The sequence below is a fragment of the gamma proteobacterium symbiont of Lampromicra miyakona genome (assembly GCF_059730895.1).
Genome location: NZ_AP035932.1, coordinates 3,638,391 through 3,658,134, shown reverse-complemented (window position 1 = coordinate 3,658,134; position 19,744 = coordinate 3,638,391). Strand labels below are relative to the sequence as shown.

The 19,744-nt window shown below is 55.1% G+C and carries 21 protein-coding genes and 1 pseudogene; 21 read left to right on the top strand and 1 reads right to left on the bottom strand.

What is annotated here, in order from left to right; genetic code table 11:
• Window positions 1-2 precede the first annotated feature (2 nt).
• Window positions 3-1,172 (top strand): Gfo/Idh/MocA family protein, encoded by a 1,170-nt coding sequence (locus tag AC6I8P_RS17300; RefSeq protein ID WP_222951352.1) that lies wholly within the window; start codon window positions 3-5, stop codon window positions 1,170-1,172.
• A 94-nt stretch (window positions 1,173-1,266) separates the two neighbouring features.
• Here AC6I8P_RS17300 and AC6I8P_RS17295 read toward each other — a convergent pair.
• Window positions 1,267-1,521, bottom strand: a pseudogene (locus AC6I8P_RS17295) (LysR family transcriptional regulator); the annotation flags it as partial.
• Window positions 1,522-1,926: 405 nt separating this feature from the next.
• On the opposite strand from AC6I8P_RS17295, the gene AC6I8P_RS17290 reads away from it, so the two are divergent.
• From AC6I8P_RS17290 to pilN, 20 genes are all read left to right on the top strand, one after another.
• Window positions 1,927-2,292, top strand: coding sequence for a type II toxin-antitoxin system RelE/ParE family toxin (locus AC6I8P_RS17290; RefSeq protein WP_072208530.1), 366 nt, complete (start codon window positions 1,927-1,929; stop codon window positions 2,290-2,292).
• Window positions 2,279-2,578, top strand: a complete 300-nt coding sequence (locus tag AC6I8P_RS17285; RefSeq protein ID WP_058774900.1) for a helix-turn-helix domain-containing protein — start codon at window positions 2,279-2,281, stop codon at window positions 2,576-2,578. The genes AC6I8P_RS17290 and AC6I8P_RS17285 overlap by 14 nt, the downstream gene beginning before the upstream one ends.
• A gap of 212 nt (window positions 2,579-2,790) precedes the next feature.
• The gene (locus AC6I8P_RS17280; RefSeq protein WP_498030832.1) at window positions 2,791-3,714 is read left to right on the top strand and encodes a ParA family protein; all 924 of its coding nucleotides are present in this window, start codon (window positions 2,791-2,793) and stop codon (window positions 3,712-3,714) included.
• On the top strand, window positions 3,704-5,071 hold the full coding sequence (gene dnaB-PI / locus AC6I8P_RS17275) for an SPI-7-type island replicative DNA helicase (protein WP_498030831.1): 1,368 nt from the start codon (window positions 3,704-3,706) through the stop codon (window positions 5,069-5,071). Before AC6I8P_RS17280 ends, dnaB-PI begins: the two co-directional genes overlap by 11 nt.
• Window positions 5,068-6,774 carry a ParB family protein gene (locus tag AC6I8P_RS17270; protein WP_498030830.1) on the top strand — a complete coding sequence of 569 codons (1,707 nt, stop codon included), beginning with the start codon at window positions 5,068-5,070 and terminating at the stop codon, window positions 6,772-6,774. The genes dnaB-PI and AC6I8P_RS17270 overlap by 4 nt, the downstream gene beginning before the upstream one ends.
• Window positions 6,767-7,024, top strand: a complete 258-nt coding sequence (locus AC6I8P_RS17265) for a TraR/DksA C4-type zinc finger protein (RefSeq protein ID WP_498030829.1) — start codon at window positions 6,767-6,769, stop codon at window positions 7,022-7,024. The genes AC6I8P_RS17270 and AC6I8P_RS17265 overlap by 8 nt, the downstream gene beginning before the upstream one ends.
• Window positions 7,014-7,757 (top strand): DUF2786 domain-containing protein, encoded by a 744-nt coding sequence (locus AC6I8P_RS17260; RefSeq protein WP_498030828.1) that lies wholly within the window; start codon window positions 7,014-7,016, stop codon window positions 7,755-7,757. The genes AC6I8P_RS17265 and AC6I8P_RS17260 overlap by 11 nt, the downstream gene beginning before the upstream one ends.
• A gap of 84 nt (window positions 7,758-7,841) precedes the next feature.
• A complete protein-coding gene (locus AC6I8P_RS17255; RefSeq protein ID WP_498030827.1) occupies window positions 7,842-8,441 on the top strand; it encodes a DUF2857 domain-containing protein in 600 nt (199 codons plus the stop codon).
• Entirely contained in the window at window positions 8,441-8,671 is a 231-nt protein-coding gene (locus AC6I8P_RS17250; protein ID WP_058770063.1) for a ParE family toxin-like protein, read from the top strand. The genes AC6I8P_RS17255 and AC6I8P_RS17250 overlap by 1 nt, the downstream gene beginning before the upstream one ends.
• A gap of 78 nt (window positions 8,672-8,749) precedes the next feature.
• Window positions 8,750-9,988: an STY4528 family pathogenicity island replication protein gene (locus AC6I8P_RS17245; RefSeq protein WP_498030826.1), complete on the top strand. Its 1,239-nt coding sequence runs from the start codon at window positions 8,750-8,752 to the stop codon at window positions 9,986-9,988.
• 60 nt (window positions 9,989-10,048) lie between these two features.
• Window positions 10,049-10,246: a hypothetical protein gene (locus tag AC6I8P_RS17240; RefSeq protein ID WP_498030825.1), complete on the top strand. Its 198-nt coding sequence runs from the start codon at window positions 10,049-10,051 to the stop codon at window positions 10,244-10,246.
• A 437-nt stretch (window positions 10,247-10,683) separates the two neighbouring features.
• Window positions 10,684-11,403, top strand: coding sequence for a PFL_4669 family integrating conjugative element protein (locus AC6I8P_RS17235; protein ID WP_498030824.1), 720 nt, complete (start codon window positions 10,684-10,686; stop codon window positions 11,401-11,403).
• Between the two features lie 17 nt (window positions 11,404-11,420).
• Window positions 11,421-13,433, top strand: a complete 2,013-nt coding sequence (locus tag AC6I8P_RS17230) for a DNA topoisomerase III (RefSeq protein ID WP_498030823.1) — start codon at window positions 11,421-11,423, stop codon at window positions 13,431-13,433.
• Between the two features lie 630 nt (window positions 13,434-14,063).
• Window positions 14,064-14,555: an STY4534 family ICE replication protein gene (locus AC6I8P_RS17225; RefSeq protein WP_058770118.1), complete on the top strand. Its 492-nt coding sequence runs from the start codon at window positions 14,064-14,066 to the stop codon at window positions 14,553-14,555.
• A gap of 72 nt (window positions 14,556-14,627) precedes the next feature.
• Window positions 14,628-15,176: a single-stranded DNA-binding protein gene (locus tag AC6I8P_RS17220; RefSeq protein ID WP_088515932.1), complete on the top strand. Its 549-nt coding sequence runs from the start codon at window positions 14,628-14,630 to the stop codon at window positions 15,174-15,176.
• 143 nt (window positions 15,177-15,319) lie between these two features.
• A complete protein-coding gene (locus AC6I8P_RS17215; protein WP_088515933.1) occupies window positions 15,320-15,604 on the top strand; it encodes a type II toxin-antitoxin system TacA family antitoxin in 285 nt (94 codons plus the stop codon).
• Window positions 15,595-16,077, top strand: coding sequence for a GNAT family N-acetyltransferase (locus AC6I8P_RS17210; protein WP_498030822.1), 483 nt, complete (start codon window positions 15,595-15,597; stop codon window positions 16,075-16,077). Before AC6I8P_RS17215 ends, AC6I8P_RS17210 begins: the two co-directional genes overlap by 10 nt.
• Before the next feature lie 230 nt (window positions 16,078-16,307).
• Entirely contained in the window at window positions 16,308-17,606 is a 1,299-nt protein-coding gene (pilL2, locus tag AC6I8P_RS17205) for a PFGI-1 class ICE element type IV pilus protein PilL2 (RefSeq protein WP_498030821.1), read from the top strand.
• 1 nt (window position 17,607) lies between these two features.
• On the top strand, window positions 17,608-18,051 hold the full coding sequence (gene pilM / locus AC6I8P_RS17200) for a type IV pilus biogenesis protein PilM (protein ID WP_481657921.1): 444 nt from the start codon (window positions 17,608-17,610) through the stop codon (window positions 18,049-18,051).
• A gap of 19 nt (window positions 18,052-18,070) precedes the next feature.
• Complete coding sequence (pilN, locus tag AC6I8P_RS17195) at window positions 18,071-19,744, top strand: PilN family type IVB pilus formation outer membrane protein (protein ID WP_481657920.1); 1,674 nt, start codon at window positions 18,071-18,073, stop codon at window positions 19,742-19,744.

Below are 19,744 nucleotides of genomic sequence, written 5' to 3'. Positions count from 1 at the left end.
GCATGATTAACGGGAGCAAAGTACTGGATCGCGCGCTGCGCTGGGGCATGGTGGGCGGCGGCGGCACCAGCCAGATCGGTTACATCCACCGTTCCGCTGCTTTACGCGACGGCAACTTCACCTTAGTGGCGGGTGCGTTTGATATTGATGCGGAGCGCGGGCGGGCGTTTGGTCGCGCGCTGGGCGTGGCGGCGGAGCGCTGCTATGGCGATTACGAAACCCTGTTTAAAGCCGAAGCCGCGCGCGCTGATGGCATTGAAGCCGTCTCCATCGCCACGCCGAACAATACGCACTTTGCTATCTGCCGCGCCGCGCTCAGCGCCGGGCTGCACGTGGTGTGTGAAAAACCGCTGTGTTTCACCTCCGCTGAAGCTGAGGAACTGCAGCAACTGTGTAAAGCGCAGCAGAAGATCATCGGCGTGACCTATGGTTATGCCGGCCATCAGCTGATTCAGCAGGCGCGCACCATGATTGCTGATGGGCTGCTGGGTGAGATCCGCATTGTGAACATGCAGTTTGCTCACGGCTTTCATCACGAAGCGGTCGAATTACAGAATGCCAGCACCAAATGGCGCGTCGATCCGCGTTTTGTCGGCCCGAGCTATGTGCTGGGCGATCTGGCCACCCATCCGCTGTTTATCGCTGAAACCCTGTTGCCGCAGTTGCAAATAAAACGTCTGCTGTGCAGCCGCCAGAGCTTTGTGGCCTCGCGTGCGCCGCTGGAAGATAACGCCTTTGTGATGATGGAATACGATAACGGTGCGGTCGGTACGCTGTGGGCGTCAGCGGTGAACTGCGGATCGATGCACGGCCAGAAAATTCGCGTGGTGGGGGCCCGAGCCAGTCTGGAGTGGTGGGACGAACAGCCAAACCAGCTGCGCTATGAAGTGCAGGGCGAGCCGGTGCAGATTCTTGAGCGCGGCATGGGCTATCTGCACGCCAGCGCGCTGGCCGATGACCGTATTGGTGGCGGCCATCCCGAAGGATTATTTGAAGCCTGGTCGAATCTCTATCGCCGTTTTGCGCTGGCGATGGACGCCACCGACCGCGGCGATCACGCCTTCCTGCAGGACTTCTGGTATCCGGACGTGCACGCCGGGCTGATGGGGGTACGCTGGGTGGAACAGTGTGTCAAATCGGCGGATGCCGGTGCGGTGTGGGTTGAGTGCTGACTGGCTGACGAAATTTAACCGGAGTGCGAGGCAGCGGGGCGGCATCCGTGCTTTATTGGGAGCCGCTGCGCATGCCTTCTGCAGTCGCTGCGGCGATCTGATCGATGGCGCGCTGTGCCTGTTCGCACTGGTGCAAAATAGTGAAGGCATGATGGTAAAGCATTTTCCCCGCTTCGGTAGGCGTTACGCCGCGTTTGGTGCGGATCAGTAACTGCTGATTCACTTCTCCCTCCAGCGTGGCAAGCTGCTGGCTTAGCGCTGGTTGCGCAATATGCAAACTTTCAGCGGCCTGCGTCAGGCTGCCCGCGTCGACGATTTTGATGAAATATTTAAGGCGACGAAGGTTCACGATTACTCCCTCTGGCGACACGATTCGGTGTATCAAAAACGTCCGGCACGATGAGATGCAGCAGACGCTGAGTTAAAGACAAAAGCCACGACGGCAGGCAGGCACTACGATTAACAGTTTTTTAACATCGACACGCGCAACGCGGCGTGACCGGTGGCGCAATTAGCTGGAAAGGTTTGGGCGCAATCGCAAAAGTGTGCGACGCGTCGCGCAAATGGGGCCGAAGCAGTCAGGGTCGTAATGAAGCTAATCGATATTGCATGGGATTGCAGTTTTTTCAGGTACTCCGCACAAGCTGAGCACGTCCACAGCGATGCTGGCATCCGGCATGATACAGGTCATCTTTTCAATATAACTTCCGGTTTATATCAGAGCGCTATAAACTACAGGTTATACGAGGTGATTTTGAACAGCTGGAAGGTAGAAACCACCGTGCGCTTTGCCACATGGCTGCAGGCGCAGGATGACGCGATGATTGAGGATGTGTTGGCCAGCCTGGCGGTTCTCAGGGAGTTCGGGCCCACGTTAGGGCGGCCTGATGTTGATACCCTCGTCGGGTCGCGTTTTTCCAATATGAAAGAACTCCGTGTTCAGAGTAATGGCCGGGCGATTCGTGCATTTTTTGCCTTCGATCCGGTCAGACGGGCCATTGTGCTCTGCGCGGGAAACAAAACCGGAACGCATCAGCGGCGCTTTTATCAGGCGATGATTAAACTGGCTGACCGCGAGTATCAACAGCATCTGGAGGAGATGAATCATGCCAAAACTTGAAGACCTGATTGCTCAGCGTTCGCCTGAATCACAGGCGCGCATCAGAAATAAGGCGGCGGAAAAAATCATCGAGATTCGTCTGCGCCAGCTGCGGGAAGAACTGGCGCTTTCACAGGTACAGTTGGCTGAAAAGATGGGGGTTTCGCAACCTGCTATTGCAGCGATCGAGGCGCGTGGTGATGAACTGAAACTCTCCAGCCTGAAAAAGTACGTTGAGGCGTTAGGCGGAAAATTGAGCGTAACCGTTGAACTGCCAGCCGGTGACGGGCGGATCTTCCAGCTTTAAAGGTTTCTGCCAGGCCGCAGGGTGAGCGATTCTGCCGACGCAGAAAAGCAAAAACCCAGCCATAAGGCTGGGTTTTCTGAATAGTGGTGCCCGGACTCGGAATCGAACCAAGGACACGGGGATTTTCAATCCCCGTGTGTAAGTGTTAATTTTTTCCGCTTTGATTGTTGTGAAATTGCTTATCTCACCTGAATAAACTTCAGGTGTTATAAATGCATTTAAAATCAGATAATTACAAATCACTTGGTACTAGGCCGAAAGTGATTCCAGTTGTTTCAACTAAAGGTGGCGAGGGTAAATCAACCCAGGCCGCAAATCTCGGCGGTTTTCTCGCCGATGCGGGCATAAAAACCCTCATTATTGACGGCGACCACGCCCAGCCAACTGCCAGCAGTATCTACCCCTTAGCATATGAAGCGCCCTGTGGCCTCTACGAGCTGCTCATGCAGACTGCAGACCTCTCCCGGCCAGAAAACATAATTTCCCGTACCGAGATCGATAATCTGGACGTCATTGTCTCCAATGATCCCCGTAACCTTTTACCTACCTACATGCTCAATGTTGCTGACGGACGCGTGCGCCTGCGGAATGCGCTGGCAAATCCAGTGTTCAGCCAGTATGACGTCATCCTGATTGATTCACAGGGTTCACGTTCGGTGATGTCGGAACTGATTATTCTTGCCGCTACCGGTGAGATGATCGGCATGGTGAAGCCCGTTCTGCCCGATGTCCGCGAATTCATGCGCGGCACAGTTGCTCTTATGGAAGAGCTCCTCCCTTATCTGGCCTTTGGTATCAAACTCCCGCAGATACGCATGCTGGTTAACTGTATGGATTATACGGTGCTGGCAAAAACCACCGTTGAGCATGCTGAAGCCATCATTTCAGGCGGTGAGTACAGCCAGCATTCGGACAAGATAGTTATTAAGATGTTTCAGACCAGAATCTATGACCTGGATATCTATAAACATGGTCATGCAGCAGGGCAGCCAGTTCACAGACTCGAGAAGAAAACCAGTCGTAAAAGTGATTCGGCCTTTGATTCCATGCACAACCTTGCATGCGAACTTTTCCCCGAATGGAAAGAGAAGTTTGACGAGCTTGCTGCAGAAGGTGGGCGTAAAGATGACCTCTAATCGCAGAAATATCCCCGGTCTGTTTTCTCTTGATGCTGAACAGTCTGTCATCGGTGGCCTGATGCTGGATAACGATCGCTGGGATGAAGTAGCAATCCGCCTCAGCGCAAATGATTTCTTCCATAAGGTTCATAAAGCCATCTTTCAGGAAATGACGCGTCTGGTGGCGGCCAGTAAGCCCATAGACCTCGTGACGCTGGCTGAAAGTATTGAAAGCCGTGGTAAAGATGCCCTTGACCAGCTCGGTGGCTTTGCCTACCTGGCAGAGCTCGCTAAGAATACGCCCAGCGCGGCAAATATCGTTGCGTACTGTGACATAGTGGCAAAATACAGTCAGGGTCGTCAGTTAGCCGCAATTGGTACAGAAATCACTGAATCGGTAAAAAAACCGGGTGCTGATATTGAAAGGGTAATGGAAATTGCCGAGCAGAAAATCACCCGACTTGCCGAGCGAACTGAACCTGAACAGGCAGTCACTCTCATTGATGGTATGGAAAAGCTGCTGGTTGAGCTGGAGCGCCGATGCAATGTCCCTGACGGTATTACCGGTACGCCTACAGGTTTTGAAGACTTCGATGCCATGACCAGCGGTCTTCAGGCTGGCGACTTAGTGCTTATAGCGGCACGTCCATCAATGGGTAAAACGGCGTTGCTGATAAGTTTGCTGATTAATTCCTTAATGAAAAAAAAGGAGTCAAACGGGCAGTTTTACAGTCTTGAACAGCCAACAGAACAGATCCTGATGCGCATGGTTGCTTCACTGGGCAGCATAGACCTGACCCACCTCAAGAGTGGGTTAATGGATGATGAAGACTGGGCGCGCGTGTCAAACGCTTATGGGTTGTTAACAGGGGACCTCAAAGATCGCCTCATCATTGATGACACCGGTTCACTGACGCCGGCGATGCTTCGTATTCGCGCCAGGCGCAACGCCCGGCGCTATGGTCATCCATCGATTATCGGACTTGATTACCTGCAGCTGATGCGCTGCCCGGATCAGGAAAACCGCACGCAGGAAATTGCTGAAATATCGCGTTCCCTGAAAGCGCTGGCCAAAGAAATGGACTGCCCTGTTGTTGCGCTGTCACAACTGAACCGACAGCTTGAGAGCCGCGCAGATAAACGTCCGAATAATGGTGATCTTCGCGATTCCGGGGCTCTTGAACAGGACGCTGACGTCATCGTTTTTATCTACCGCGATGAGGTCTACCACGAAAACACGGATGATAAAGGCGTCGCTGAAATCATCATCAGCAAACAACGCCAGGGGCCTACAGGCACAATTCGCCTGCAATATGAAGGTCGTTTCACCCGATTTTCTGACCTGACGGCCAGCGCAGGGAGGACAGCAGCATGAGTAACGTTCGTAACCTGAACATCGGTGCTGCCATGCTGCAACGGGGTAAATCGCCTTCTCAGGTAACTGACCCAATGGATGCCGCTACATTGCCGGTCAGCGAAATGGCAATGGTACTGACACTGGACCAGCTGCGCCCGAATCCGGACAACCCCCGCAAAGGCCGCAATCCACGTTATGAAGAAATCAAAGCCTCAGTGCGTGCTCGCGGGCTGGATTCCATTCCTAAAGTGACCCGCGACCCTCAGGGGGAAGAAGTTTACATCTTCAGCGACGGCGGCAACACCCGATATCAGATTCTCTGTGAGTTATGGCAGGAAACCGGCGATGAACGTTTCTATCGCATACATACTATTTTCAAGCCGTGGCCAGGCAGGCTTAAATGCCTGGTTGGTCACCTTGCAGAAAATGAAGTCAGGGGAGACCTGACTTACATCGAAAAAGCCTTTGGTGTGCATAAGGCCCGCGTGATTTACGAAGAGCAACTAGGCCGTGCTGTTACGCTGCGGGAACTTTCTGACCTGCTCGGTCAGGAGGGTTATCCAATTGATAATTCAAGTGTCAGCCGCATGGAGGACACGCTGAACTACTTATATCCACATATGCCAAAACTACTTGAATCTGGCATGAGTCGCAGTCAGGTAACGCCTCTTCTCAGCCTTCGCTCCTCTGCTATGAAGGTCTGGAAAGTATTTAGCGGTGACGTTAAACCTGCCGCTACTCTGGATGATGTATTTGGCTCAACATGCAGGGTTTTTGACGAACCAGACAGCTATGCGCTTGATGTATTCAGAGATGAATTTATCGGCCAGTTGATTAAGGCTCTTCCGCATCCAAGCCTGAATTATGATCGCTGGCTGATTGAGCTTGACCCCCGCGAGCAGAAGCGCCGTGAGCAGTTTGGTGAGCCGCCACCGCTGCCGGCAATGACGCCTCCGCCGGAAAGAGCGGCAGGCCGGGAATCCACGGCATCTCAGGTCACTGTCCTGCCTCCGGATACCAGCGCCGAAACGCCGGTCACGGGGCTGCGCAGCGGCACCCTGACCACACCAGGTCGTCCCGAGCCGGCTCCGGAACTGCCCGCGGGCGCTGAACTGCCCGTAAACGCATTGGTAACAGCCGGCAGTGAACCGCATCGCGAAGTACAGGATGATCTGTTCGGCGGACGACCGGTCATTACCGGCGAAACGGTTGGCTCGGACAGCATTTCTCTTCCTGATTTCAGCCCGGGCACGCTGATGTCCGCATTTGGCGAGGAGAGTGAGTCCCAGGCCGCGCCCGTCAGTTCGGTCGCCTTCGCTGCAACCGGGCTTGAGCCCGTCAGCGATATCTGGCACATCCCGGCACTCCAGGATGATATTGAGCATCTGCAGGATATGGCCTACCGGCTTGTCTTCGAGATTGCCGAGGCGATGGGCTGTGCGGACAACGTGCGGGAGGATAAACACCCTCAGTCAGCAGGCTTTGCCGTCTCAGAAACCGGCAGCGAATTTGTCCTCTTCCTGGCGGGTCTGTCCGGCGCGCTCCCCAACAGGCAATTCAATATGTTCCTGTTCTGCCTGAATTTCTTCGGCTCTCAGTCACCATCTGACACGGCCGTATTCGACGATGTTACGGTGGTAAAAACCCTGCGCCTTATCCGTGTTCTCCGCCGTCTGCGTGAGCTGCAGCGACAGTCTGCAAAAGGAGGGGAAAATGTCTGATGACCTGAACGATGAAATGGCGCAGGCCAGTACGGCTCTGTTCACCCAGCGCGGCATCGATGCAATCCGGGCGCAGGTGCACTCAGTGAAACCGTCAAAAGCGTTCTGCGAATGCTGCGGAGCTGACATACCGTTCGCTCGCCAGCAGGCTGTGCCGGGCGTGGAGCTCTGTGCCGGCTGTCAGGATGTCAAAGAGAAACAGGACCGTCACCGTGCTACCGGGAGCAGGGGGATGCGCTATGTCGGATAACGCAAAAGTCACAGCCCGTATCCGCCGCCTGATGGCGCTGGGCACGCGCAACAGTAACCCTCATGAAGCCGCCCGTGCGGTTGCACTGGCCCAGCGGCTTATGCAGCGTCATGGTATGACGCCAGACATGCTTTCTCTCAGTGGCATCACCGAGTCAGTCTGCCTGAGCCTGACCAGTAATGCAGATAAGGTGCCAGCCTGGCTGAGCTCTCTGGCAACAGTGGTCTGCATGGCCACAGGATGTCGCTGCTGGTTTGGCTGGCATGTTCATGTCAGTTCACAGGGAACCAGCAGCGTTCGCCGTTCACTTCACTTTTATGGCTTCAGCGAACGACCCGAGGTGGCGCTCTACATCTATACAGTTCTGCAGCGCCAGCTGCGCGCCGCGTCTGAAACGCACATGGAACAGTATCGTTCCCGTCGAATGCTGCTGCGTACGCGCCGTCGTCGTGCAGACCAGTTCAGGGAGGGCTGGGTATCCGGCGTCTGGCAGGTACTGCGTTCATTTGCGCCCTCTGAGGAGGAAAATACCGTACTTCAGCGCTGGCTGACAAAGCGACATGCCGGAGACGCACTGGCCGACGTGACTGTTCGTGAGGCGGGAAGCTGTCGCGGTGACAGCGCTGCCCGGATGGCCGGTTTTCTCGCCGGCCGGGATGCCGACCTTCATCATGGCCTCAGTGGTGAACAGGCTCCCCGGCAGATTTCAGCAGGGGGAGGTTCTCATGACTGATGTTCTTTTATGGTGTGCCTGCCTGTCGGGCTGGATCTTTGATGTTCTGCTTGTTGCTGATCAGACGTTATCAGGAGGTGGCCTGTGAGCCAGATTAATCTTTCCCAGGCCACCACGGCCATTCTCTCATCCCTTCTTATGGACATTAAGAATGGAAATATACGCCGCTGCGAGTCGCTTGGTATGTCAGTAGAGGAGATACGTGCACTGAGTCAGCTCAGCCTTGATGAACTGCACTACCTCAGCCAGTCGCACGTTTCCGTTCTTGATATCCGTCTGAACCACGAAAATTTCTGGCTGATGCTGAATCAGGCTCGGAATGAACTCAAGCGCATGCTGATGATCGATCGCGCGCTTGAACTGGGCGGCTCTATGGAGCTGATAGACAAATATTTCGGTCTTTCACCTGCGGAGGTCAGTGCCCGGCGCCGACTCATGGGTATTGAGTCGCGTCAGGGGCGTACTCAGGGCCTGACGGAGCCGCAGGATGCAGCGCTCTGGACCGAGTGGAAAGCCTCAGGCCTGACTTCACCAGATTCCCATCAGGCGCTGGAAGCGATGATGCTCACTGCCGAGCAACATGGCCTGTCTCTTACCGCCGTTTGGAGTCGGGTTTGTCAGTGGTGCCGCGAGACAAACACGTCATTACGTCGGACCGAGTTAACCGCTCGCAAGGAGGCGTGATGGAACTGGAAGATTTTTCTCCTCGTCAGCAGGTTTCCCCGGCGGTACGCCGCCGGGCACAAAAGTTATTCCATGCACTTTGCTGCGGCCAGAAAGTGTTCCGCCGGCTGGCCATGAACGGATATCTCAAGATAGATGTGGGACCGTTCTGGCGCATCCTGAGCAAGGACGGTGGCCGGCAGTGGTGGCTGATGGATCATGAGACCTACAACCGTGAAATACGCCGGTAACGGATTGCCGCTGATGACCACACAGTGCCGGGTTTATCCCGGCACTGTGCTGTCTCAGGCAGAAGAGGAGAGCATAAAATGACCATTCCAGCCGACAGTATCGTGGCGCACACGCTTGGCAGAATGCAGCAGAATCTTGAGCGGCGCGCTGATAACGGCGATGTAAGCCAGGAGCGCAGCGGGCTGCTGTTTATGGGGAACGTGCACGATGCGTTCCCGCGCAGGCTGTTTCTTGATACGCGCCTGTCACCGCTGGATAAAACCGCCTGGGTGATGATCAGGCTTTATGCGCAGCAGAATGAGGGAGCCATCTTTCCGACCTATGACGAGCTGCAGGTTCAGCTGGCCTCCGCGCATTCCGAAAAAGCCTCACGCGATACGGTGAGCCGCGTTCTGCTGATGCTGCGCCTGACCGGCTGGCTCAGTTTGTGTAAGCGGGTGCGCGATGACCGTGGCCGTGTGAGGGGCAATATCTACGCGCAGCATGATGAGCCGCTGGGTTACCGTGACGCCGAAACCTTTGACCCGGGCTGGCTGACGCTTGTAGAAGAGAGCTGCCAGAATCGTAATAAAGCGGTCCGGATGACCGCGCTGGCCGTGGTGAATGACATTCTGCAGGACCCCGGGATGCGTCACCGTCACAGTCGCCTTGCCCTTATCGAAAGCCGCCTGAGCGCGCCGTTTACACCTGAGCAGATGGTCCGCCATCGCCAGGCTGTGACCCGCAGTCCGGATTCCGGACTCAGTCAGAAAAGCGCAAAAAACCATTCAGATCCACTGAGTCCGGAAAACGGACTCAGTAACTCATTAATGGATAAAACACTGAGTCCGGAATCCGGACTCAGCCTGAAATCAAGCACTTACACCGGAGTCCGAAATCCGGACTGTAACGTACGTTCTTTCACACAGAGTGTGAATAAAAAAACGTACGTACCGGGTGGAGAGCATTTTTTGCCTGAAGATTTTGTTAACGGGCTGAACGGCGAGGATCGGCAGATGCTCACCACGCAGATGGCCTCACTGCCGGAAGCGGTAGCAAAGGCGCTGGCTGACATGCTGCGCGAACAACTGCGACTTGGCAGGCTTAATAACCCGGTTGGCTGGTTGTTCACGATGCTGCGACGTGCCCGCAGCGGTGAACTGAATCTGCAGGAAGCCCCTGCGCATGCCAGTTCCGGCAGCAACAACCCCCGGACAACCAGCACGCGTACTGTACCCGCAGCCAGCCTGCCTGTTCAGCCAGCCAACCGCCCGTCGCAAGAGGAAGTTAGGGAAATGATTGCCGCCATTCGTAGAAACGTAAACAGCAAAACGTAATTGCCGTACTCAAATCACCGAGCGCGCTTGAAGCGCCGCAACAAATAACAGGAGCCAACCATGACTAATCACATCATGACGTTGCTGACAGATGAGCGTCGAGATTCTCTGATTGACTGGGCTAAAGGATACATCTATGCCGCAGAAATATATGTGGCTAGCAACCCCGCCGACCGTTCGGGCAAAGCATACCTGGAATTGTTGCAAATAGCCCTCGCGGCGCTGACAGCAGCACCGGAGGCCAGCAATCAGCAATGAAAGCAGCAACGAGCGGCTGGAACAAATCGCTCAGTGCAGCGATGTGGCAAAACTATTCGCCTACGGACATGGCCAATGCAGCATTGATTAAAAAGTGACCTTGCTGCGGGGCGCAGCAGGATTAAAAAACGTACAAATGATTATTCGTTAATGTTCGAAGGTGCCGCCTGGCTCTGCGCTGAGTGGTTAAAAATTAGCCTTGCTGCGGGGCGCAGCAAGATTAAAAAACGTACAGACGATCGTCGGTTAACTCTCGAAGATGCCACCTGAATCTGCGACGGGCGGTTAAAAAACAACCTTGCTGCGCCCCGCAGCAAGAGTGATAAATGAGCAATTTCGGAATTTCATTACGATGATTAAGAATTTCACATTGTTGGAAGGATAGTCTTTTCACGACTATGCCTGCTCTTCTTAACTGAATGCAGGTGACGACAACGATGGCAGAGAAACACAAAAGGGCTGGTGCTCTCCAGTCAGAACTCCATATAGAGCTGCATACTAATTACGCTATCGGCCTATGGGAAGGTCGCAAAAGAGAAAAGCCTGAGGATGGTAAAAAAGGCAAACAACCTATTATGGGGATGCCTCAGTTCCTTCATCGCGCAACTCTGATTAACAGAGATTCATTAATGAATGACCCCTGGGCGGATGCAGCAATGCTGGAATTGGAAGAAAAAATTGAATACGCCAGTAATGAAATGAGCAAACTGATTGATGCGCTGGACAAACAAATGAGCTTTGTTCCTGCAGGTGTCACGATCAGTGATGCACAGGCCGCAGAAACACTCGACCTGACGGTATTCAGCGGGACACCGCTGGGCTATCGCTGTGTTTTCCTGTTAATGGGTTTCGACCAGTTTGCCAAAAAAGTCCTGCAGGCGGCTCACTATGGTGTCATATCGCGTAAGCAACGTTATGAACTTCTGGGTGATGGCAGCAGGCTGTTACGTGAAATTTATGGATGTGTTCTCCGGTATCGTAAAAAAGGAGCAACCCGTCTTGATGCGGTTGAAAATAATGACGTCTGGCAGAAGGCCTGTGAGGAAGCTGGAGAGCCCGATCGCGCTGTTTTGCTGGGGTTGAAGCGTTCTGCCTTTTCACCGCCGGTGAATGAAGCGAGCGTAAACCTGCTGCGCATGCGTTATCAGGCAGTCTGACTCACAGGAGGCTGGCTATGCGCCTTTATATCTGTGAAAAGCCCTCTCAGGGGCGCGATCTTGCGGGGGTTGTCGGCGCCACCCGCCGCGGCGATGGTTTTCTGGCAGGCAGTGGCGTCACCGTCACCTGGGCCGTCGGCCACCTGCTGGAAACCGCTCCGCCGGAGGCCTACGGTCAGCAGTATGGTAAGCCCTGGTCGCTCTCTGCGCTTCCCATCCTGCCTGCCCCCTGGCAGGTTGTTGTAAAAAAGGAGACGCAGGATCAGTTTAAGGTCATAGAGCGGCTGCTGCGTCAGGTTGACGACGTGGTGATTGCTACTGATGCTGATCGTGAGGGTGAAGTCATCGCGCGCGAGCTGCTGGATTACTGCCGCTGGGAAGGCCCGGTGCAGCGGCTCTGGCTCTCCGCCCTAGATGAACTCAGCATCCGTGCGGCACTCAAGGACCTTCGCCCCGGGCACGCCACGCTCGGGATGTATCATGCCGGTCTGGGGCGAGCCCGGGCCGACTGGCTGATAGGCATGAACCTCTCCCGCCTTTACACCCTGCGTGCAGCCGAGGCAGGCTTCGATGGCGTTGTCTCTGTAGGTCGTGTGCAGACGCCGACGCTGGCGCTGGTTGTTCGCCGGGACCGGGAAATCGCCTCTTTCGTGCCCAGGCCTTACTGGCAGGTTAAAGCGATTATTTCGGCCGGCGGCCTCACCTTTCCTGCGCAGTGGGTGCCGGCGAAGGTGTATACCGATGAAGAAAAGCGCTGTGTTCACCAGAACATTGCGCAGCAGGTGGCGCAGCTGTGCCGTCAGACGGGGCACGCTGTGGTGACAGAATGTGACACTAAGCGCGAAAAAGCCGCCGCGCCGCTGGCTTTTTCGCTGGGCACCCTGCAGCAGGCCTGTGGCAGGCTATGGGATATGTCACCCCAGCAGGTGCTTGATACCGCGCAGAGCCTGTATGAAAAGCACAAGGCCACCACTTACCCCCGCACCGACTGCGGTTATCTGCCTGAATCCATGCGGGAAGAGATTTCCGGTGTGCTCGATGCCATTGGCCGTACCGACCCGGAATGTGCACCGGTGCTGGCAGGCCTTGACAGGGAATTTGTCTCGCGCATCTGGAACGACAAAAAAATAACGGCACACCACGGCATTATCCCCACGCGCAATGCGTTTCAGTTGTCCGCTCTGACAGAGGCGGAGCGTAACGTCTATCTGCTCATCCGCCGTAACTACCTCGCGCAGTTCCTGCCCCTGCATGAGTCCGATTTCACCGAGCTGCAGTTCGACATTGGCGGGCAGCTGTTTCGCAGCACCGGACGAACGGAGGTGATAAAGGGCTGGAAGGTCCTTTTTGAAAAAGATCAGGATAGTAATATTGATGAGGACGATGAAGCAGCTGCTGCCCTGCCGCCGCTCAGCCGCAATGACCGCTGCGCGGTGACCGGTGCTGAGGTGGCGCAGCTGATGACCCGTCCGCCGGCACACTATACGTTTGCCACCCTGATTGGCGCCATGATGAATGCGGCCGCTTTTGTTACGGACGTTGCGCTGCGTAAGGTGCTTAAAGACAATGCGGGGCTGGGCACCGAAGCTACCCGGGCAGGCATCGTTGAGCAGCTGCTGAACCGGCGTTTTATTGTGCGTAAAGGCAGCAAAATTATGGCGACCGAACTGGGAACCGACGTGATCGATGCCCTGCCGCCCCAGCTGACCGAGCCGGGCATGACCGCGCTCTGGGAGCAGGCGCTGGATGAAGTTGCCGCCGGCCGTATGTCGCTGGACGACTTTCTGCGGCGCCAGGCCGGCTGGACGCGTAACCTGGTCAGCCAGGGGGCTCAGCAGCAGGTCCGTATCCGGGTTCCGCCCACGCCTGCCTGCCCGATGTGCGGAGGGAAAACCCGCCTGCGCAAAGGGGACAGGGGGGAGTTCTGGAGCTGCCAGCGCTATCCCGGGTGCAAAGGCGTCATAAACATCAGCGGCAGCAAAAACAAGCGCTCCCGGAAACCTAAGTCTGCTGAATCAAAGAAGAATTAATCCGTCGTCTCCGATTGCGGGCCGTCAGGGGCTTTGCTATTGTGGCACCGGCTCTGAAGCCGCACCCCGTGACTGCGGGTTTCGTCAGCATCTAATGCATGTGCTGACGGAATACAGTCTGACCGGCCCTGTCCACACCTGAACGGGAGCCGGTAAGGCACGAAAACTCCGTGAAACCCGTGCCGGGCCCTTTCAGCCTTCGGAGCGACTGCGAAAGCAGGTTAACCTCAGGTCGATGGTGCAGACCTCAGAAGGCGGTGCCGCAGGGTGCCGCTTTTTTAATTTTATGTGCTGATGATTTTTTGCACGCTGCGACGTTGACATCCGCGGCGTCTGAATGAATGATAAAGAGGCTAATCGTTGTCGTTCCGACAACTGCCAATGTTCCGGTGATTTGAGAGGAACGCCTTCGGGTAATCACATGCCAATGCCATCACAACCTGAGAGATGGCGCTTTCGGGCGGTTTTAAACCTGTTAACCTCTGAGAACAGGAACTCTTCATGAGTTGAGGTCCATTTCACCAATTCAGCCAGTCGGCAATCCTTGCTGACATCCCTGCGGGAAACACTTCCCGTAAGGGACAGATGTTTCTCCGCAACCTGTTTAGTTTTTACTCCGGAGAAACCATCATGACTGCAACTACCAATACCCCTGCTTCAAACAGCTCTGCTTCTGCTAATCAGAAAAAAGAGTTTTTCAACCTCAACGTCAGCGGCATCGGATATCTCAATTCGATACGTCGTGTTCAGGGACCCAACGGCGAATTCACCTGCGCCGTTATTAATGCCCTGACCGGCCCTACTGATAATGCGTCCTATACCCGCTTCGATGTCACTGTCGCTGGCGCGGACACCACCAAACTCATTAACCGCTGTCAGAAAGCCGTTGATGAAGAGGAAAAAGTTCTGATTGGCTTCGTGCTAAGCGGACTCAAAGCCGATGTGTTTACCCTTCAGTCGGGTGATCATGCCGGTGAAAGCCGCCCTTCCCTGAAGGCCCGCCTTATCAAGGTGGAGTTCATCAAGAAAGGTCAGGACGTAGTCTATCAGGCACCCAATGCTTCCCAGACGCCAGAATCCGGCTCATCGGCTCAGAAAGAGTACGATCCGAATTCGTTCTAAGCGTTACGGATACACCACCGGAACATCCCGGTGGTCGTGTTTCTCACCCCACATTTCTGAGAGGAAAACATTATGTCCGCACGCGGCGTCAACAAAGTTATTCTGGTCGGTCATCTCGGTCAGGACCCTGAAGTTCGTTACATGCCAGATGGCAAAGCAGTGACCGGCTTAAGCCTGGCCACTTCTGAAACCTGGCGTGATAAACAGACCGGTGAAAACCGGGAAATTACCGAATGGCATCGCGTCGTGCTGTTTGGCAAGCTGGCTGAAGTTGCCGGTGAATACCTGCGTAAGGGTTCACAGGTGTATATCGAAGGCCAGTTACGCACCCGCAAATGGACGGATAACAGCGGCACCGATCGCTGGACTACTGAAGTCGTTGTGGGAATGAACGGAACGATGCAGATGGTGGGCGGAGGCCGTAACAATGGTACCAACACCAGTGGAAACAATGCGCAGTCAGGTCAGCAGAGTGCATGGGGCCAGCCTCAGCAACCTCAGCAGCCTCAGTCTGCGCCACAGAATCCGGCGAATGAGCCACCAATGGATTTTGACGATGACATACCGTTCCTCGGACACGGTTATGGCATATGCCGCAAAGCCATTTACGCCATTTCTTAACGGAATCATAGGCTTATGCCATCTTATGCGCCAGCTCAGTCTGGCGCTTTCTTTTCAGCATCTACTGAATGGGCATGTATAGCAATTTGCTACCATCCGGGGTACCATATGCGTATAGCAATTTGTTACCAACAGGAGGAGTTATGCAAACAACTTTCCGTAAATCCGTTCGTGATAAGCAAATCAATATCCGTGCCACGGATGAAGAGCGCGCAGTGATTGATTATGCTGCGAGTCTGGTGAATAAAAACCGTACTGATTTTATCATTGAAAGGGCTGTGCATGAGGCACAGAACATTATTCTGGATCAACGCGTGTTCATTCTTGATGACGAACGTTATCAGGAGTTCATCAGGCAGCTCGAAGCCCCTGTACAAAATGTTGAAGGTCGTCAGCGTCTGATGGATGTAAAACCTGAATGGAAATAAAAGTCACTGCGCCTGCTTTACTGACGGAGGTGCATGATCTTGAGCCGTTCGATAGCGGAAATGTGGTTCTTGATGACTGGCTTCGCCGGCGTGCGTTGAAAAATCAGCATCTCAATGCCTCCCGTACATTCGTCATCTGTCTCGAAGGAACCATGCGTGTAGTGGGTTATTATTCCATCGCGACCGGCTCGGTAAGTCATGTCGATTTGAGTCGTAGTCTCAGACAGAATATGCCCGATCCCGTACCGGTTGTTTTACTGGGCCGTCTTGCAGTCGATGTAACTACTCAGGGCAATAAATTCGGGAAATGGTTGCTGAATGATGCCGTGATACGCGTTTCAAATCTGGCGGATCAAGTCGGGATTAAGGCTATCATGGTGCATGCAATAGACGAGCAGGCTAAAGCGTTCTACGACTACTTTGGCTTTGTGCAGTCACCGGTTGCCGCTAACACGTTATTCTACAAAATATGATGGTTTCATGCTGTTATCCAACTGCTGAACTAATGGACTTCAAATTACTTTCAACGCCGGTTCTCCGGCGTTTTCTTTTCTGATTAATGTTAATAGCCAGGTCCGTTGATTAACCCTTACCGACTCTGCAGTATTTTTCTTCATTTTCAGGAAAGAGTTTCGCATTGCCTGCTTTTTCCTCACCGCGAGAATAGCACTCCTGACTAAGACTATTCCTGGGGTGAATCCTGATGGCAGTACCTTCAAGACGCGCGGCAACGGGAGCCGGACTGCTTGCCTGCTCTGTCATGCTGGCCAGCTGCAGCAACCCGGCCTCTGACGCAGCGCCATTAACCAATGGCCGTTATCAGCAGCCTGCCCGCTTCGATGACATTTACCGAAATCGTTCCCCTGAAGTGGTTCGCTACGACCGCTACACGCTCGTCAGCACACGCCCAGATGATGCGCAGCGCGATCCGCTTAATCAGATAATCGATATCACTATGCCTGCTCAGCTGGTTAACTCAGTGGGAGAAGGATTTCGTTATCTCCTGCTGGAGTCCGGCTATTCACTATGCTCAGCCACTTCTTCAGCATTTTCAGAACTGCTCAGCCGCCCCCTTCCTGCCGTGCAGCGCGATATCGGTCCTGTGAAACTGAGCGAAGCTCTGCAGGTGCTGGCCGGTCCAGCCTGGCGCCTGAAGGTGGATGAGGTGAACCGCGAAATCTGCTTTGAGCTGCGTGACCAGTTCCGTAGTTTTGCTACCCCCCAGACGTTGCCGATCTCGCGCTCACCACAGGCTGTAAATGTGAATCGTCCGGTTGTGACGCAGCCTGTTCAGCCCCTGGTGGTGACAGGAAAAGGCAATATCGTCTCACGCAATCCTTTTACCAGTGGCACCATCAGCGTTAATGCCCCGGCCACCGCCCCGGAAACGTCGCTCAAACCGCAGAATCCCGCAGTTCCGTCTCCGGTGCTGACGGCGGCGAACGTGTCGGCACCACAGAAAATCCCTTCGATGGCCCCGGTAAAAAGCAAACCGGTGTCATCCCCTGCTGCGACTCATGCACCTGATCAAAGAACAGCGCTGTCGCAGAAACCAACTGTTGCCGCAGCGCGCCCGGCGGCCGCGCTGCAGACTACAGTGAACGGCACCTCACCGTCGGCACCGGTCCGCCCCGTTACAACGCTGCCGCCGGCGCCTCCCGTCAGCAGCCAGGCCTCATCTTCTTATGCGCCGGGTACGCCAGTTGCTGCGCTTCCCGTCGGGCAGACCTGGCGGGCGGAACCGGGTTCGACCCTGAAAGAGACGCTGACCAGCTGGGCTTCGAAAGCACAGTGCAGTAATGGCGGCAACTGGGTTGTTATCTGGCCCGTGACGCTTGATTACCGCATCGATGCGCCGCTGGTTTTCCACGGCAACTTTGAGTCGGTCATGGTTCAGGTTTTTGACCTCTACCGCAAAGCTGAAAAACCCCTTTTCGCTGAAGCCAATCGTATTCAGTGCCTGATTTCCGTGAGCGATACGCCAGCGGGAGGAGGTCACTGAGATGGGGTTTGCGCTGCCCATACTCGTGTTCTGTCTGGTCATTTCGCTAATGGCGGGTGATGCGCAGCGCCATTCTGCTGAACACATCCGGCTTTCAATGCAGCAGACCCTGCCGGATCGGCTTGCCGGCGACATGCTGCGCACCGCGGACGCGGTAAATAACTGGCGCTACGGAAAAACGGTGGCTGATGGTCCGGTATCACTTGCTCAGACAGGTATTGTGCCGCTCCCGGACAATCGCATTAAGACCGTTATCAAGGGGGGGCGCCTCTGGATATGGGTGCCTGAAACTGCCGGTGTTTTTGCCGCGCTGCGTGCGAGGTCAATGACCTCGGCGCTGGCCCTGACCGTCAGCGGTGGCCGTCTGCGCATGGCGGATGGCACCGATATGAATCTCTCTCTGCCGTCCGGCGTATCGGAGGGCAGCATTGTTTACCTTAACTAACAACACCAGGGGGCTGCGGATGCGCCGTTTACCTTTCTGCCTGACAGCGCTGGCCGCCGCGTTTGTGCTGTCATCATGTTCGCTGAGTGAAATCAGCAAAATGGATAAGGAGGCCACAGGTCAGGCTGAAACGGCACAGCGGGTGCTGCAGAGCCGCCAGGCTTTGTCTCAGCCTACCGTTGTCTGGTCTGATAAACCCTGGGTGAACCTGCAGCCGGTTGCACCGGTCGTGTCCACGCCGGATGAAAAAAAACTGCCTTCCTGTCAGATAACGATTAACCGGCCGGAAGGGATTTCACTGCCGGAGCTGGGTCAGCGCATCACCGCGCTGTGTGGCATCCGGGTGTCGATCACCCCCGATGCTTATGCAGCGCTCAGCAGTGTCACAACCGGAGGTGTGGTCACCTCCCCGATGAGCGGTCCGTTACCTGCACCCGATGATAACGGTCGTGTGCCGCTTTCACAGATCGGCGCTTCTGCAGGGCAGGCCGCGCCTGTTCAGCAAAGCACCATGATCGCGCGTGGCCTTAAGTTCCAGGGCGACGTCCGCGATCTCCTTGATATTGAAGCCAGCGGATACGGCCTGTCCTGGCGAAGTGACAGCAGCGGCGTGTATTTCTATCTTCAGGATACCCGCACTTTTCAGCTGGTTATCCTGAATACAAAGGTTAACAGCAGCGCCTCGATTAATTCCGGTTCAGGCAATCAGCTGGGCAGCGGCGGCGGGACGACCGGCGGGACGACGGGCGATATCAGCTCTAATCAGAAAACTGATTACGGCATGAACAGCGACCTTTACGATGATATTCGTAAAACGGTTGAGCAGATGCTGACCCCGAAATCCGGGCGATTCTGGCTTTCGGCCGCCACCGGCACGCTGAGCGTGACCGATACGCCTGACGTGCTTAACCGCGTCGGTCGCTATATCGAATATCAGAACAAGGTCCTGAGCCGTCAGGTACAGCTCAATATTCAGATTGTCAGCGTCAGCCAGACACGCAACGAGCAGCTGGGCCTTGACTGGGGGCTGGTTTATAAATCCCTGCATAACTTTGGCGCCAGCCTGACAGGGTCAATGGCCAATGCCTCCACGTCAGCCGCCAGCGCCGGTATCTCTATCCTCGATACGGCCACAGGTAATGCGGCTAAATTCTCCGGATCAAGCCTGCTTATCAAAGCCCTTTCCGAGCAGGGTAATGTCAGCATGGCGCTGAACCAGACTGACCCTACCGCCAACCTGACGCCGGTGGCCTATCAGCTCTCGGGCCAGAAAGGCATCCTGTCCAGTTCCAGCACAACCGCAACGGCAAACGTGGGCGTCACCTCATCAATGACGACGTCGACCATTACCACCGGCCTGTTCATGACCATGCTGCCGTTCATTCAGGAAAACGGTGATGTGCAGCTGCAGTTCGCCTTCAGCTATACCAGCCCGCCGCAGATTGAGAAATTCGTCAGCGCTGACGGCAATACCCGTAACGATCTGCCCACAACGTCAACCGAAGCGCTGGCCCGCAAGGTCAATCTGCGCTCTGGTCAGACGCTGGTGCTGACCGGTTCGGAACAGCAGAACCTTTCTGCAGACAAACAGGGCACCCTTACGCCAAACAACTTCATTCTGGGCGGCGGCCAGACAGGCTCCCGCGGCCGCACGACGCTCGTCATCATGATCACCCCTGTTCTGCTGAGGTAA

Bases quoted from the DNA above. Each gene is read 5' to 3' on its own strand.
- AC6I8P_RS17285 (WP_058774900.1), top strand. From the start codon at position 2,279: ATGCCAAAACTTGAAGACCTGATTGCTCAGCGTTCGCCTGAATCACAG.
- dnaB-PI (WP_498030831.1), top strand. From the start codon at position 3,704: ATGACCTCTAATCGCAGAAATATCCCCGGTCTGTTTTCTCTTGATGCT.
- AC6I8P_RS17240 (WP_498030825.1), top strand. From the start codon at position 10,049: ATGACTAATCACATCATGACGTTGCTGACAGATGAGCGTCGAGATTCT.
- AC6I8P_RS17245 (WP_498030826.1), top strand. From the start codon at position 8,750: ATGACCATTCCAGCCGACAGTATCGTGGCGCACACGCTTGGCAGAATG.
- AC6I8P_RS17265 (WP_498030829.1), top strand. From the start codon at position 6,767: ATGTCTGATGACCTGAACGATGAAATGGCGCAGGCCAGTACGGCTCTG.
- AC6I8P_RS17300 (WP_222951352.1), top strand. From the start codon at position 3: ATGATTAACGGGAGCAAAGTACTGGATCGCGCGCTGCGCTGGGGCATG.
- AC6I8P_RS17250 (WP_058770063.1), top strand. From the start codon at position 8,441: ATGGAACTGGAAGATTTTTCTCCTCGTCAGCAGGTTTCCCCGGCGGTA.
- AC6I8P_RS17280 (WP_498030832.1), top strand. From the start codon at position 2,791: ATGCATTTAAAATCAGATAATTACAAATCACTTGGTACTAGGCCGAAA.
- pilN (WP_481657920.1), top strand. From the start codon at position 18,071: ATGCGCCGTTTACCTTTCTGCCTGACAGCGCTGGCCGCCGCGTTTGTG.
- AC6I8P_RS17260 (WP_498030828.1), top strand. From the start codon at position 7,014: ATGTCGGATAACGCAAAAGTCACAGCCCGTATCCGCCGCCTGATGGCG.
- AC6I8P_RS17225 (WP_058770118.1), top strand. From the start codon at position 14,064: ATGACTGCAACTACCAATACCCCTGCTTCAAACAGCTCTGCTTCTGCT.
- AC6I8P_RS17230 (WP_498030823.1), top strand. From the start codon at position 11,421: ATGCGCCTTTATATCTGTGAAAAGCCCTCTCAGGGGCGCGATCTTGCG.
- AC6I8P_RS17235 (WP_498030824.1), top strand. From the start codon at position 10,684: ATGGCAGAGAAACACAAAAGGGCTGGTGCTCTCCAGTCAGAACTCCAT.
- AC6I8P_RS17210 (WP_498030822.1), top strand. From the start codon at position 15,595: ATGGAAATAAAAGTCACTGCGCCTGCTTTACTGACGGAGGTGCATGAT.
- AC6I8P_RS17220 (WP_088515932.1), top strand. From the start codon at position 14,628: ATGTCCGCACGCGGCGTCAACAAAGTTATTCTGGTCGGTCATCTCGGT.
- AC6I8P_RS17215 (WP_088515933.1), top strand. From the start codon at position 15,320: ATGCAAACAACTTTCCGTAAATCCGTTCGTGATAAGCAAATCAATATC.
- AC6I8P_RS17270 (WP_498030830.1), top strand. From the start codon at position 5,068: ATGAGTAACGTTCGTAACCTGAACATCGGTGCTGCCATGCTGCAACGG.
- pilL2 (WP_498030821.1), top strand. From the start codon at position 16,308: ATGGCAGTACCTTCAAGACGCGCGGCAACGGGAGCCGGACTGCTTGCC.
- pilM (WP_481657921.1), top strand. From the start codon at position 17,608: ATGGGGTTTGCGCTGCCCATACTCGTGTTCTGTCTGGTCATTTCGCTA.